We start from the raw sequence: 14259 nt of genomic DNA on the forward strand, positions 1-14259 counted from the left end.
AGAATACATGAAAGTATTAATGATAATTCCTGCCTACAATGAGGAGGAAAGTATTTTCGATACGGTAACGAGCATCTTGAATTACCGCAAGAAGGTTGATTTTGATTTGGACTATGTGGTTATCAATGATGGATCAACAGATATGACAAAACAAATTCTTGAAGAGAACCATTTTAATGCTGTTCATCTCGTGATGAATCTTGGAATCGGTGGTGCGGTTCAAACAGGATATAAATATGCACTGGCGCATGATTACGATGTTGCTGTTCAGTTTGATGGTGATGGTCAGCATGATATCGAATCCCTGTCAGATTTGCTAGAACCAATTAGAAAAAACGAAGCAGACTTAGTTATTGGATCTCGTTTTGTTGGTGATGTTAAATCAGAATTTCAGACAACTTTTATGAGACGCTTTGGTATAGGAGTTATTTCTAACTTGATTAAGTGGACAACAGGTCAAAGGGTCTTAGATACAACTTCGGGATATCGATTAGCTGACAAAGTTGTGATCAAACAATTTGCTAGACGTTACCCAATCAAGTATCCAGAACCTGAAACAATTGTTCATATTTTGAAACGTAAATATAAAGTTGTGGAAAAACCTGCTAATATGTTTGAACGGACAGGTGGCGTATCCTCGATCACCCCTATCAAGTCTATTCGTTACATGCTTGAAGTATGTTCATCCATTTTAATCGCAGCCTTTATGAGGGAGAGTGAATAATGTCAGTATTATCTATTGTTATGTTGGTAGCTTCAATCTTTTTCCTTTATCTAGTCATCAGAAATATCAACAAAAATAATATCCTATTTGAACAGGCATTCATGTGGATTGTAATCAGTTTTTTCATGATTATTATTTCCATTTTCGATGTCATTCCTGATTATTTTGCTAGATTACTTGGGTTTGAATTGACATCGAATTTTTTACTATCGCTAGCTATATTTTTCCTTTTAGTTATTTCTTTTTTACAAACTATGACCTTATCGAAACAGAAAGAGAAGATGAAACATTTGGTTCAAGAGTTGTCTATTTTAAAAAGCCATATAGAAATGAAAGAGGAGAAGAATGAAAGATAATCACACCTGGGTGATTTGTGCATATGGAGAAAGCGAATACTTAGAAGCCTGTATTCAATCCTTGAAGAAACAAACCCTCCAATCACAGATTATCTGTTACAGTTCAACACCACTGAATTCGATACAGGAACTTTGTCAGCGTTATGATATTCCTTTTTATACGAAGCAAGGTGGAGGAATTGGCAAGGATTGGAACAATGCTATGTCTTTTGTAGAGACAAAGTTTGCTACCATTGCCCATCAAGACGATTATTATGAGCCAGAGTATGCTGAGAAAGTTTTGGCTAAGATGGAAAAGCATACGGATGTACTAATTGGGTATTCTGATTATTTTGAAGAAAAAGATGGCCATAGAATTCCTGCAAATACAAATCTGAAGATTAAGTCATTAATGTTAAAAACCATGAATCTTTTTCCAGCAAGTCATTTCTGGCGTAACCGTGTGATGGCCTTTGGAAATCCGATTTGTTGTCCAGCAGTTACTTATAATCGAGAAAATTTGAAGAATTTTTATTTTGATGAAGCAATGAGGGTGAGTTTAGATTGGTACGCATGGTATAAGATTAGTGAGTATAATGGTCGTTTTGCTTATGTATCTGACAAACTTATGTGCCACCGTATCCATGAAGAGTCTGAAACATCAAAAACCATCGCTGACAATACTCGTAGTAAAGAAGACCTATACATGTACCAACTCTTCTGGCCTAATTGGATCGCCAAGTTGCTAATGAGACAATATGTGAAGAGTCAAAAGACGAATAATTGATGGAGAAATAAAAATAGATGAAAAATAATATCGTTAATAGAGTCAAACCTTATTTGATCATGATAGTGTTTTCACTTGTTTTTATTTTTCCTTTTTTGTTTTCAAAAGGAAGTTTATATGGTGATGATTTACATTTTCACTTGGATAGAATGCTAGGCTTGTCAAATATTTTTGATAGTCCAATTAATTTTAAAACATTCTACAATAGTGGTCAGGGGATTAATTTCTTTTACCCATTTTTAATCTACTATCCTTTTTATATAATTTTTAGTTTTGTTCATAGTATATGGTTTTCGTGGTACATTTATCTGTTTATCATAACATTTATAACATTATCTATTTCTTTTTACTCAGCAACTAGTGTTTCAAATTCAAAAATTGTCGGTTACTTATTTGCAATTATATATACATTTAGTACATATCGTAGTTATAATATTCTAATTAGGTTTGCCACAGGTGAAATTTTAGCTATGGCGTTTTTACCCCTGATATTTGCAGGAGCATACCAAGTTTTTAAAGGTGATTATAAAAAATGGCCGATGCTATCTATTGGTATGACTTTGCTTGTTTACTCTCATTTATTATCTGTTTTTATAGCTACCTTTTTACTTACAATTTTCCTTTTCATTTTTTTGATTTGTGCTGATGAGAGAAAAAAGCGAATAATTGCTCTTATAAATTCAGTATTATCTTGTACTTTGATGTCATTATTTCAAATAGTTCCTCTGATTGAACAAATTCTATTTACGAAGTTGTCTTCCCCAGTTACTTTTCCATTAAATAATCAACTGTTTAATTTTAAACAGTTGATTATGGTTAACTTAGCCAATCAATTAGATAAGCAAGTTGGGCTTGTTCTTTTTATTTCTGTAGTGGTTATCTGTATTAGATTTCGATATATAGAAAAAATGTGGCGTATACTTTTTGTAATTAGCTTATGTTTACTTTTAGTTACTACTTGTTTAGTGAATTGGGAGAAATTCCCTTTAGCCTTGCTCAAAGTAATACAATTTCCGTGGCGTTTAAATGGCTTTACAACAGTATTTTTATCTTATTTATTAGCTGTTGTTCTTTTAAAATTAAAGAAATATATTTGTGTTTCGTTTATTATTCTAGCCATATTTATGAATACTTTTAGTGTGATGAAGACATGTAACTTTCTTGCTGAAGAGCCAGTTAAAGTTGCTTTTAGAGAATTATCAAAGAGGAATGATTATTATAAATTAACACATTCTGTGTTTGTTCCGGATTATACAAATGAAATAAGTGAAGGAACTAAAACAAATATTATGCCAGAGGATCCAAGGTGGAGAGTTGTTCAACACGAAATCTATCTAGGTAAACAGTTGGTTAATAGTGAACAGAGTATTTATTCAGCTAGTACTGCTACCTTCCAGTTTACTAATAGTCAAAACAAAACAGAAATAGCTTACCTTCCAGTTTATTATTATAAAGGTCAAAAAGTATATTTAGATGGTCAAAAAGTATTGAGTTCGTTAAGTGAATGGTCTTCGACTGCTGTAGAAGTCCCACCGGGAACTCATATCTTAAGAGTGACTTATTCCTATACTTTGTTAGCTAAACTTTCATTTATTATTTCACTATTGTCGACTTTTATATTTTTGTTAATTTATATAAGAACTAAAACAAAGAATAACTATTTTATAAATGAATGACACAGAAAATCAATATAAAGCAGAATCGATCTGCTTTTTTTACTCAATATTAAGAGGACTTTTTCTTTTTTGAATAAACTATAGTATAATTAAAGTAGTATGCACTTTCAAAGATTAATCTAACTAATAATCTTTGAAGCTTAGTAATATTAGTAATTATCAGATACTAATTGAAATTTTATTAAACAAACTGGATGGAAAAATGAATGATTTAATATCAGTAGTTGTAACATGTTACAACCATGAAAATTATATTGAACAATGTTTGCGAAGCATTTTTAACCAAACCTATCGAAACATTGAATTAATTGTTCTTGATGATGGTTCGACAGACAGTTCTAACCAAATTATCCAAGAGGTTTTGAAGGAATCACCTTTTGAGACAAGATTTGAAACTCATGAAAATCTTGGGGTAGTAAAGAATCGAAATTTAGGACTCGAGCTTATTCGAAGTGATTACTTGCTATTTGTAGATAGTGATAATTACCTTGATGAAGATTATGTGGAACAGTTGTACAGTAAGTTGGTGGAAACAAATGCTGACATCGTTTACTGTGATCTTTTTAACCCAGAAAAAGAAGAGTTCTACCTCAAAAGCCGTGAATTTGACCTAATTGCATTTCTAAATGCTAGTTTTATTGATAACTGTTCTTTGATTCGTAGAAGTATTATTGGAAAAGCTTGTTATGATGAGAAGTTAAATCGAAAAAAGCTTGAAGATTATGACTTCTTATTGAACTTGATTATTAATAACGGTGCTAAAGCAATTTATAAGCCAAATACTAAGCTTAATTATCGTGTCTTTGAAACAGGATCAATTTCTGGACGTGACTCCGTTCGCTACCATTATGAAATCTATCTTGACATTCTAGAGAAATATCTTGATAAGATTCCTCATGAAATATACAAAGCAGTTTGTGATAACCTCATGGTTTTGGAAGAGCGGTTGGATAGCTTGATTAAACATCACGATGAAGTAACAGACTATGTTAACCGCTTGAAAAAAGAACGTGATCAACTTGAACGAAGAAAATATACGCAGTCTAAACAACTGAAAGACGCTCAAGAAGAAATTGAGCTTATCCGAAGTTCGCTGTCATATCGTTTGGGGAACGCCCTTATTACTCCAATCAAGACAGTAGGAGTAATTGCTAAGAATCCCAAAGCTATTAAAGGTTATTTGAGAGCTTTAAAAGTCAAAGTTGTGCAGCTACGTCGTCGTATGACACCACTTAAGGTTCGTCAGTTACGCCGTCTTAGAAATAGTCAACGCTCTGCCTTATCATATAATGGTAAAAAAGTGCTGGTTTATGTTATTTTTGAGTCTGAAGCTCGTCTTCAAGAATATAAATTACGTTTCTTGCAAGCCCTGTCTCCATTAGTAGATGATGTTATTATTGTTGTGAATGGCCACCTTCATGAAGATGACATCAATACTCTCGATACTTATGGTCGAGTTTTAACTCGTGACAATAAAGGATACGACACTGCAGCCTTTAGAGAAGGAATTTTTGCCTTTGGTAAGGACAAGCTTAAGGATTACGACCAACTCCTCTTGGTGAATGATACCAATATTGGTCCGATGAGAGATTTGTCTCAAGTATTCAAGGAAATGGCTGATAAGCAACTAGATTTCTGGGGGATTTCCTTTGGCGAAGAACAAGAAGATGTTACTAAGGAGAATCCTTATGGTTATATTCCTAAACATCTTCAATCTTATTTCTTAGTTATTGAAAAGCTTATGCTAAATGATGATGCCTTTTATGAGTACTGGACGCATTTGACGGATACAGATTCTCGTGATAAGGCGATTGGTCGACATGAGACACGTTTTACCAAGCATTTTGCTGATTTGGGTTATCGTTTCGATGCGGTCGTGCAAGAATACGAAGATTCTGCCATGTATATTCACCCACTTAAGATGCTCAAAGCAGGTAGCCCTTTGGTGAAATACACAGCTCTGAAAAATTATGATGAAGACCAGTTCTTGTGGCAAGGTCTGGATCGTGATTCAGAAGTCCCTGACTTGTTGGACTTTGTTGCAGAAAAAACGGATTACCCTGTGGCAATCTTGGAAGATATTGTAAATAAATTTAAGATTGTTCCACGTGATCAATATATTCTATTGATTGATGGGGTTGAAAATATTATTCCGCAATGTACCCGTTATCGTGTCTTGAACAAGGCAGAACAATTACGCAAACATGGCTTTGCAGTCAAAGTTGTTAACCTATCTGATTTCCAATTATCGGTGGCTCAAAATGCTAGTCACATCATTATCTACCGTTCCCCAATATCACCTGAACTTTTGCGTCTCTGTCATTTGGCTAAGGAATATGGAAAACCTGTCTTCTTTGATATTGATGATTTAGTCTTTGATACGGTTTATACAGATCAATTGAGTTATACGCAAGGGTTGAATTCGGTTGAAAAAGGAAACTATGATGCAGGTGTTCGAAATTATGGCTATATGCTAGAAAACTGTGATGGTGCCATTACTTCAACTAACCAGTTGCAGGAGGAGTTGTATAAGTACCAAAGTAAGGTTTTACTTAATCGTAACTTGGCTTCTGATGAATTAATCGCTATTAGTAGTCAATATATCAAAGATTACTCTCAAACATCTAATATTGTTAAGATTGGTTATTTCTCTGGTTCAATTAGTCATAATGAGAATTTTGAATTGATTAAACCAGCTATTAAGCAACTGCTTACAAAATATAGCAATGTCCAATTACATATTGTCGGGATTCTCGATATCCCTCAGGATATGAAGCCCTTTGAAAATCAAATTGTAACTCACGATTATGTGGACTGGGATAAATTGCCTGCCTTGATTAGTGAGGTTGATATTAACCTAGCACCGCTTGTAGATTCTATCTTTAACCGTGCGAAGTCAGAGATTAAGTGGATTGAAGCTTCCTTGGTGAAGGTACCAACAGTAGCAAGCAAGATAGGAGCTTTCTCAGATACGGTTGTTGATGGTGAAACAGGATTGTTGGCTACTGATGAACAGTGGTTCGACAAGCTTGAAGACTTGGTTTTATCTCCAGAATTAAGACAGAAAATTGCAGATGCTGCTTATCGGGCTGTTCTTGAAAACTGTACCTTAAGCAAGAAAGATGATATGGTGACTTATTTTGAACAAAAATAAACAAATAAAAGTTGAAAATTTATTTTTCATCTTAGCAACGATTTTTATTTTTTCATTTATGTTAGTATTTCCAATTAATCGTGTGCCAGACGAAACAAACCACGCGCGTATGACTTGGGAAACTGTCCACAAACCAACTCTACAGTCCTTTAAATGGATGAACGAGATTTCGAGTGATGCTCATGTAAACCCTACTGACTATGAAAAGGTTCTTAATAACAAACTTGATATGGAAAAAGAACCGTATCAAGTCACTCTAAACCTTAAATCTCTTTCCTTCCTTCCTCAGTTGGTTGGTATGACATTGGGAAGTTTGATAAAGCCAACAGTAGGCATGATAATCTATATGGGCAGAATTTTTAATGCCTTAGCTTATATTATAGGTGTTTTTTGTTTAATTAAATATTTTAAATATGGTAAACTAGCTCTATTCTTTATTTCGTTACAACCAATAATGGTTCAACAAGCATCTTCTTTATCTTATGATGTAATGAATTATTTAGAAATCATGCTAGCAATCGGTTTTATAACGAATCTAGCATACAAAAAGACTTTTTCAAATAAAGATGGATTTTTATTAGTACCTATATCGTCATTGCTTTTAGCTACTAAACCAAATAACTTTTTATTACTATGTCTTATTCCGTTTATACCATTAAATTTTGAAGGTGTCTTTAGTTTTTTAAATACGCCCTTAAGAGTGATTAAACAGACTATTTCAAAATTTAAGTATGTGTTTTATTTAGTTCTATTACTTGCAATCTTCGCTGTTCTATATTATTTAATGAGAGATAACGGTGGAGTAATCCACTACATTCGAGTGTTGTCGAATACATTATTAAAACAACATATGAACGGTGACCTAAATACTATTTTGACAATAGGTATGTTTGGTTATTTTGGGAATTTCACTATTCAGCTTCCATTATGGCTTATTTTTGTAAATATTTGCATATTATTTCTTATATTTTTATCAAGCGAAGAATACTTCTTCACTAACGATTTTGCAACGGTCTCTTCATTATTGTTTCCAATACAAGTGCTTGCCACTGTAACGGTCATGTATCTACAATGGACACCTATAGTGTTAGGAAAAGGGGCGAATATTTCTGTTGGAAGCCAGGGGAGATATTTCACTCCATTTCTCATCTTATTTTTGCCCATAATTGCAAATTTAGGTAACCTTAAAATGAAACAGCATAAGTTGCTAACTATTACTGTAGTTACCTTATTATGCAATTATCTGATTTCTCTTTACTTATTAATTCCATTTTATTGGGTATTTTAGGAGTTGCGATGACTAAAACAATTTTATTTATTTCACCTACTGGAACAATGGATAATGGCGCCGAAATTTCAATTTTTAATTTAATGAAGTTTTTAGTTAGTAAAGGCTTTCGAGTCTTAAACGTTTTCCCTGATTATCGTGTACCAGTTCAAAAAAAATATTTGGAGCAGATGAAGAAAGCTGGAATTCAAGCTATTGGTATTCCAGCAGTTAAGTGGTGGTGGGAAGAATCTCCAGGTGGATTACCTGGGACACATTATCAGCGAGTAAAAAGTTACGAGGATAATATTAAAAGAATTCGAGAGATTTTGAATCAGAATAAAGTTGATTTAGTTATTAGTAACACAGCTAATGTCTTCCAAGGAGCTTTAGCTGCAGCTGAAGAAAATATTCGTCATTTTTGGTTAATTCATGAATTCCCTGAGGGAGAATTTGGTTATTATAAAGAAAAACTTGAATTTATTGAATATTATTCTGATCAAATTTTTGCTGTGTCTGGTTCTTTGCAAAAGGAATTATCACAATTATTAACTGATAAGAATATTTTAAGTTTTATACCATACTCTGAAATAAGTGGTACAAATTTAAAAACCTCTAATTCTCATAGGATTATTCAGATTGGAAGAATAACTGAGAATAAAAATCAGTTGGAATTAATCAAAGCTTATCACAATTTAAATATTTCAAATATTCCATTGATATTTATTGGTGCAGAAGATGAAGAATATGCAAAAAGATGTAAAGATTATGTAAAAAATAATGGCATTCAAAATGTTCATTTCATAGGTTTTCTTGAAAAACCTTGGGAATTTTTAACAGATAAAGATATATGTGTATTTACATCAAAAATAGAAACGTTTGGAATGGTATATATTGAAGCACTAATAAATAGCATTCCAACAATTGTATCGAATAACAAGGGATATAGATCTGTTAAAGACCTCTTTATACAAGGAGAAATGTACTGCTTGGGTGATATACCTGATTTATCAAGACATATCTTAAATTTATTGACAAATTTTTCTATGAAGAAAAATGAAATGGTACAAAATAAAGAAAAAATAACAGCAATATATAATTTAGAAACTGCTTATAAGTGTATATTGAAACATGTAAATGAGGATGTAGAGATTAATGTAAAGGAAAAAGATAAATTTTTAAATATTAAGGGTGTAAAATCATCTAAAATTGATGTATTTAAAAATTTTATTAAAAAATTATTTGTATTAAAAAAGTTATAGAATGATTGCAGACAAATACCGTCACTACAAATGGTTATACAAGCTTTCCTTAAAATGGTATAATTGAACAGACTGTAAATTATTAGAAAGGGAATATTATGCAACACGTTTTTATTATCGGAAGTCGTGGTCTTCCGGCTCAATATGGCGGTTTTGAGACTTTTGTGGACCAATTGGTCTCCCATCAAGTGTCTTCGGAAATCCAGTACCATGTTGCTTGCCTTTCTAATGATCAAGCCTATCATCATTTTGACTACAAGGGTATCGATTGTTTTACGATTAAAGCCCCGAAAATTGGGCCTGCGCGTGTCATCGCCTACGATATGATGGCCATCAACTATGCCTTGAAGGTCGTTAAGAAACAAGGAATTGAACAGCCGATTTTTTATGTTTTAGGCAATACAATTGGAGCTTTTGTGGCGCCTTTTGCGCGTAAGATCCATAAGATGGGTGGACGATTCTATATCAATCCAGATGGACTGGAGTGGAAGCGGGCCAAGTGGGCTAAACCGATTCAAGCCTATCTCAAGTATTCTGAAAAAATCATGACACGCCACGCTGACTTGGTAATTTCAGACAACCCAGGTATTGAGTCCTATATCAAGGAAGCCTATCCTTGGTCCAAGACGACCTATATTGCCTATGGGACGGACTTGTCTCCGACCAGCCTGACCAGTCAGGATAATAAGGTCCGAGAATTCTATCAGAAATGGCAGACACAGGAGAAGAACTATTACTTGATCTTGGGCCGCTTTGTGCCAGAAAATAATTATGAGACTGCCATTCGTGAATTTATGACCTCTTCCAGCAAGCGGGATTTGGTGATCATTTGTAATCATGAAGGCAATCCCTATTATGAAGAACTCCGTGCTCGAACAGGATTCGATCAGGATCCTCGCGTTAAGTTTGTAGGAACGGTTTATGACCAAGACCTCTTGAAGTATATCCGTAAAGAAGCCTTTGCTTATATCCATGGTCATGAAGTGGGCGGAACCAATCCGGGTCTCTTAGAGGCTCTTGCTCACACGGATCTGAATTTAGTTTTAGGAGTCTCCTTTAACCAAACAGTTGCCAAGGACACAGCTCAATATTGGACCAAAGAAGCTGGGAATTTGGCGCATTTAATCAACCAGGTTGATTCTTTAGAAGATGTATCTGAATGGGGTCAATTAGCTAAAACCAATATGAAGCAAAACTTTACCTGGGAAAAAATTGTAGGTGAGTACGAGGAATTATTCTTATCATGAAAGTAAATATCTTGTTGTCCACCTATAATGGTGAACAGTATCTAAAAGAGCAGGTCAAAAGTATTCAAGACCAGACTTATCAAGACTGGCAACTCTTGATCCGAGATGATGGGTCAACTGACGATACGGTAAAGATTATTCAAGAATTGGTGGCCCAGGATGAGCGTATCTGCTTTGTCAATCAAGGAGCCATCGTAAATCTGGGTGTCATCAAGAGCTTCCATGCCCTCTTGAAATATGAAAAAGCTGATCTTTATTGCTTCAGTGATCAAGATGATGTCTGGCTTCCTGAAAAAATTGCTCTTCAAGTAGCAGAAGCGTCCAAGCACCCTCAAGAAGTCCCTTTGCTGGTCTACACAGATTTAAAAGTGGTCTATGAAAACTTGAACGTGCAACATGAGAGTATGATTCGCACCCAGTCTGATCATGCCAATACAGAACTGATTCAAGAGCTGACGGAAAATACGGTAACTGGTGGTGTAGCCATGATTAACCACGCGTTGGCTGACTTATGGACAGGCCAAGAAAAACATGCGCTTCTCATGCATGATTGGTATTTAGCCTTGCTGGCAACTGCTTTTGGAAAGCTCATCTATATCGATCAGCCGACAGAATTGTACCGGCAGCACAGTAGCAATGTTCTGGGTGCTCGAACCCTTAGGAAACGGTTTAAAAATTGGGTTCGCCCTCATATTCTGTTTGCTAAGTATTGGAAGCTCATTGAATCCAGTCAAGAACAAGCAAAAAATTTATTGGAACTGCCAGTCAGCCCCCAAAATAAAGAAATTATTGAAAACTTTGTGACCATTATGGACGTTCCACTGAAAGAACGTCTGAGACGGATTCGTCAGTATGGTTATCGCAAGAACAGGGCTTTTCACACGTGTGTGTTCACGACCTTGATTTTAACAAAGTTTGCATTTAGAGGTGGAAAATAATGTTTGATGTTTTTAGTCAGAAAAATCGAATTTTATTACGAGAATTAATCAAAACAGACTTTAAATTACGCTATCAAGGCTCAGCTATTGGCTACCTTTGGTCAATTCTGAAACCCTTGATGATGTTTAGTATCATGTATGTGGTATTTGTTCGATTCTTAAGATTTGATGATGGAACTCCGCACTACGCAGTTGGATTGCTTTTGTCGATGATTTTTTGGAGCTTTTTTACAGAAGCGACAAATATGGGGATGTTGTCTATTGTTTCAAGAGGCGATTTGTTGAGAAAGTTGAATTTTCCAAAACAGACTATTGTTGTTTCATCGGTACTAGGAGCAGCTATCAACTTCTCGATTAATTTATTAGTTGTGTTCACTTTCGCCTTGATTAATAATGTCTCATTTGGGATTCATACTCTTGTTATCATTCCTTTATTTATTGAGATTTTGTTTCTTTCCTTAGGCTTTGCTTTTATCCTATCGGCTCTATTTGTTAAATACCGTGATATAGGTCCAGTTTGGGAAGTAGTGCTACAGGCTGGAATGTATGCGAGTCCAATTATTTATTCAATTACATATTTATTACAACGAAATCATACTGATGTTGCAAAACTATTGATGATGAACCCAATTGCACAAATTTTGCAAGATATGCGTCACTATATTATTGATCCAGTCAACCCTCGAGGTTGGGAGTTATTTGATAATAAGTTAATTGCATGTATTCCATATTGTATTCCAATAGTTGTATTTATTATTGGAGTTATTGTATTTAACAGAAATTCTAAACGATTTGCGGAGATTTTATAATGTCAAGTAATATTGCAGTTAAAGTTGACCATGTCAGCAAATACTTTAAGTTACCAACTGAATCAACTCAAAGTTTACGAACAACTTTAGTAAACCGATTTAGGGGGATTAAGGGTTACAAAAAACAAGAAGTTTTACGTGACATTTCTTTTGAAGTTGAAAAAGGAGATTTCTATGGTATTGTAGGACGAAATGGTTCTGGAAAATCTACTCTATTAAAAATTATTTCTGAAATTTATGTGCCAGAAAAAGGCACAGTCACTATCGATGGGAAACTGGTGTCCTTTATTGAGCTTGGAGTGGGCTTTAATCCAGAACTGACAGGTCGGGAAAATGTCTATATGAATGGAGCCATGCTGGGCTTCTCAACAACTGAGATTGATGCCATGTATGATGACATTGTAGACTTTGCCGAGTTGCATGAATTCATGAACCAGAAACTCAAGAACTACTCATCAGGGATGCAGGTTCGTTTAGCCTTTTCGGTTGCCATTAAGGCTCAAGGGGATATCTTGATTTTGGATGAGGTTCTAGCGGTTGGAGACGAGGCTTTTCAACGTAAGTGTAATGATTACTTTATGGAACGCAAAAAATCAGGTAAGACGACAATTCTTGTTACCCATGATATGAATGCTGTAAAAAAATATTGTAATAAGGCTGTTTTAATTGAAAATGGGTTAGTTAAAGTAGTTGGAAATCCTGATGATGTTGCAAATCAATATAGTTATGATAATGCAGCAAATCAAAAAGTTTCAAATGATGATGTTACAATTGAGGATGTAGCTGTAAGCAATTTAAATATAAAATTGCTTTCGAATAAAATGTCAAGTCCTGAAGATCCCATTGAGTTTGAGGTGTCATATGATGTTAATCAGGACATAAAAACTTACATAGCTTTCTCGCTAACTGAAATTGATCGCGGTCTTTGGGTATATAATGATAATTCTTTAGATTTATTAACTGATGGAAAAGGGAGGAAGAGTTTCCGCTATTCTTGTAGTTTATCAAGCTTGAATGATATCAAATTAAAACTTCAAGTTTCAGTAAGAGATAGTTCGAATACAATGCTTGCATTTGCAAAGGGAGATAATTCACCTATAATTTTATTAAATCGAACAGATATTTTAGATGATGATTTGTCAGCGAAAGATTCTGCTACCGGATTATTGCAAAGGAATGGGAAATGGGAGACGATGTAGATGAATAGAATTCTACTTTATGTTCACTACAATAAGTCTGATGATTTAAGTAGTCATGTTTTATATCAATTGGAAAAACTTTCCCCACTTTTTTCGCGTATTCTATTGATATCGAATAGTTGCTTATCAACTGAACATTTAAAATCCCTACGAAAAATTGGCATTAATGAAGTTGTTCAACGAGAGAATATTGGGTATGATTTTGCTGCCTGGCGAGATGGTATGAATTATATAGGATTTAATTCCTTGGTAGATTATGATTCGGTTACCTTGATGAACGATACATGTATTGGTCCCTTGTGGGATTTAAAAGAGTATTTTGAAAAATTTGAAAAACAAGTAGATATTGATTTTTGGGGAATGACTAATTTTAGAAAAACAAAGTATTTTAAGGAACATCTTCAGAGTTATTTTGTTTCTTATTCCCGTCAAGTTGTGTCGTCAAAAGTTTTTCAAAAGTTTTGGACAAGTATTAGGGATTATGAAAATATAAGAAGTGTGATTGATCGTTACGAGACAAGATTTACTGGTATTCTAACTAAATCTGGATTTAAATACGGTGTGGTTTTTAATACTATAAATGAAGATGCAGGTAATCTAATTCACCCTGATTTTTCTTATTATAGACCCGAAGAAATTCTTAATCAACAAGTACCATTTATAAAAGTTAAGGTATTTCAAGTTAATTCTGAACAGACTAATTACATAAAGAGTCAAATCAATAATTTAACTGATTTTCCTATGTCGGTTTTAAATGAACATTTGATTTCAAATGTATATTGTATAACTGATGCGACGGTAGAAAATAAAGATTTTATTTCCAGAATAAAAAAGTTAGTTAGGAGAATATTTAGAAAATAA

The 14259-nt window shown here is 34.0% G+C and carries 12 protein-coding genes; all 12 read left to right on the top strand.

Translation table 11 applies throughout. From position 1 onward, the window contains the following. Window positions 1–7 precede the first annotated feature (7 nt). The 12 genes from H8S88_RS02960 (at window position 8) to H8S88_RS03015 (ending at window position 14259) form a co-directional block, all read left to right on the top strand. Window positions 8–724 (top strand): glycosyltransferase family 2 protein, encoded by a 717-nt coding sequence (locus tag H8S88_RS02960; protein WP_048789143.1) that lies wholly within the window; start codon window positions 8–10, stop codon window positions 722–724. Then, complete coding sequence (locus tag H8S88_RS02965; RefSeq protein ID WP_048789142.1) at window positions 724–1080, top strand: DUF2304 domain-containing protein; 357 nt, start codon at window positions 724–726, stop codon at window positions 1078–1080. The genes H8S88_RS02960 and H8S88_RS02965 overlap by 1 nt, the downstream gene beginning before the upstream one ends. Further along, entirely contained in the window at window positions 1070–1846 is a 777-nt protein-coding gene (locus tag H8S88_RS02970) for a glycosyltransferase family 2 protein (RefSeq protein WP_125335863.1), read from the top strand. Before H8S88_RS02965 ends, H8S88_RS02970 begins: the two co-directional genes overlap by 11 nt. Before the next feature lie 17 nt (window positions 1847–1863). Beyond that, window positions 1864–3522 (top strand): hypothetical protein, encoded by a 1659-nt coding sequence (locus H8S88_RS02975; RefSeq protein WP_125335860.1) that lies wholly within the window; start codon window positions 1864–1866, stop codon window positions 3520–3522. A 202-nt stretch (window positions 3523–3724) separates the two neighbouring features. Next, complete coding sequence (locus tag H8S88_RS02980) at window positions 3725–6676, top strand: rhamnan synthesis F family protein (RefSeq protein WP_125335857.1); 2952 nt, start codon at window positions 3725–3727, stop codon at window positions 6674–6676. Beyond that, window positions 6663–7964, top strand: a complete 1302-nt coding sequence (locus tag H8S88_RS02985) for a DUF2142 domain-containing protein (protein WP_185761530.1) — start codon at window positions 6663–6665, stop codon at window positions 7962–7964. Before H8S88_RS02980 ends, H8S88_RS02985 begins: the two co-directional genes overlap by 14 nt. An 8-nt stretch (window positions 7965–7972) precedes the next feature. Beyond that, window positions 7973–9205, top strand: a complete 1233-nt coding sequence (locus tag H8S88_RS02990; protein ID WP_236127904.1) for a glycosyltransferase family 4 protein — start codon at window positions 7973–7975, stop codon at window positions 9203–9205. A gap of 98 nt (window positions 9206–9303) precedes the next feature. Further along, complete coding sequence (gene cps2T / locus H8S88_RS02995) at window positions 9304–10452, top strand: beta 1-4 rhamnosyltransferase Cps2T (RefSeq protein ID WP_048789137.1); 1149 nt, start codon at window positions 9304–9306, stop codon at window positions 10450–10452. Next, the gene (locus H8S88_RS03000) at window positions 10449–11390 is read left to right on the top strand and encodes a glycosyltransferase family 2 protein (protein ID WP_125336039.1); all 942 of its coding nucleotides are present in this window, start codon (window positions 10449–10451) and stop codon (window positions 11388–11390) included. Before cps2T ends, H8S88_RS03000 begins: the two co-directional genes overlap by 4 nt. Further along, window positions 11390–12199 carry an ABC transporter permease gene (locus tag H8S88_RS03005; protein WP_048789135.1) on the top strand — a complete coding sequence of 270 codons (810 nt, stop codon included), beginning with the start codon at window positions 11390–11392 and terminating at the stop codon, window positions 12197–12199. The genes H8S88_RS03000 and H8S88_RS03005 overlap by 1 nt, the downstream gene beginning before the upstream one ends. Next, window positions 12199–13398 carry an ATP-binding cassette domain-containing protein gene (locus H8S88_RS03010; RefSeq protein WP_048789134.1) on the top strand — a complete coding sequence of 400 codons (1200 nt, stop codon included), beginning with the start codon at window positions 12199–12201 and terminating at the stop codon, window positions 13396–13398. The genes H8S88_RS03005 and H8S88_RS03010 overlap by 1 nt, the downstream gene beginning before the upstream one ends. Further along, window positions 13399–14259: a rhamnan synthesis F family protein gene (locus tag H8S88_RS03015; RefSeq protein WP_236127905.1), complete on the top strand. Its 861-nt coding sequence runs from the start codon at window positions 13399–13401 to the stop codon at window positions 14257–14259.

The organism is Streptococcus sp. GS001 (genome assembly GCF_021595565.1).
Lineage (GTDB): Bacteria > Bacillota > Bacilli > Lactobacillales > Streptococcaceae > Streptococcus > Streptococcus xiaochunlingii.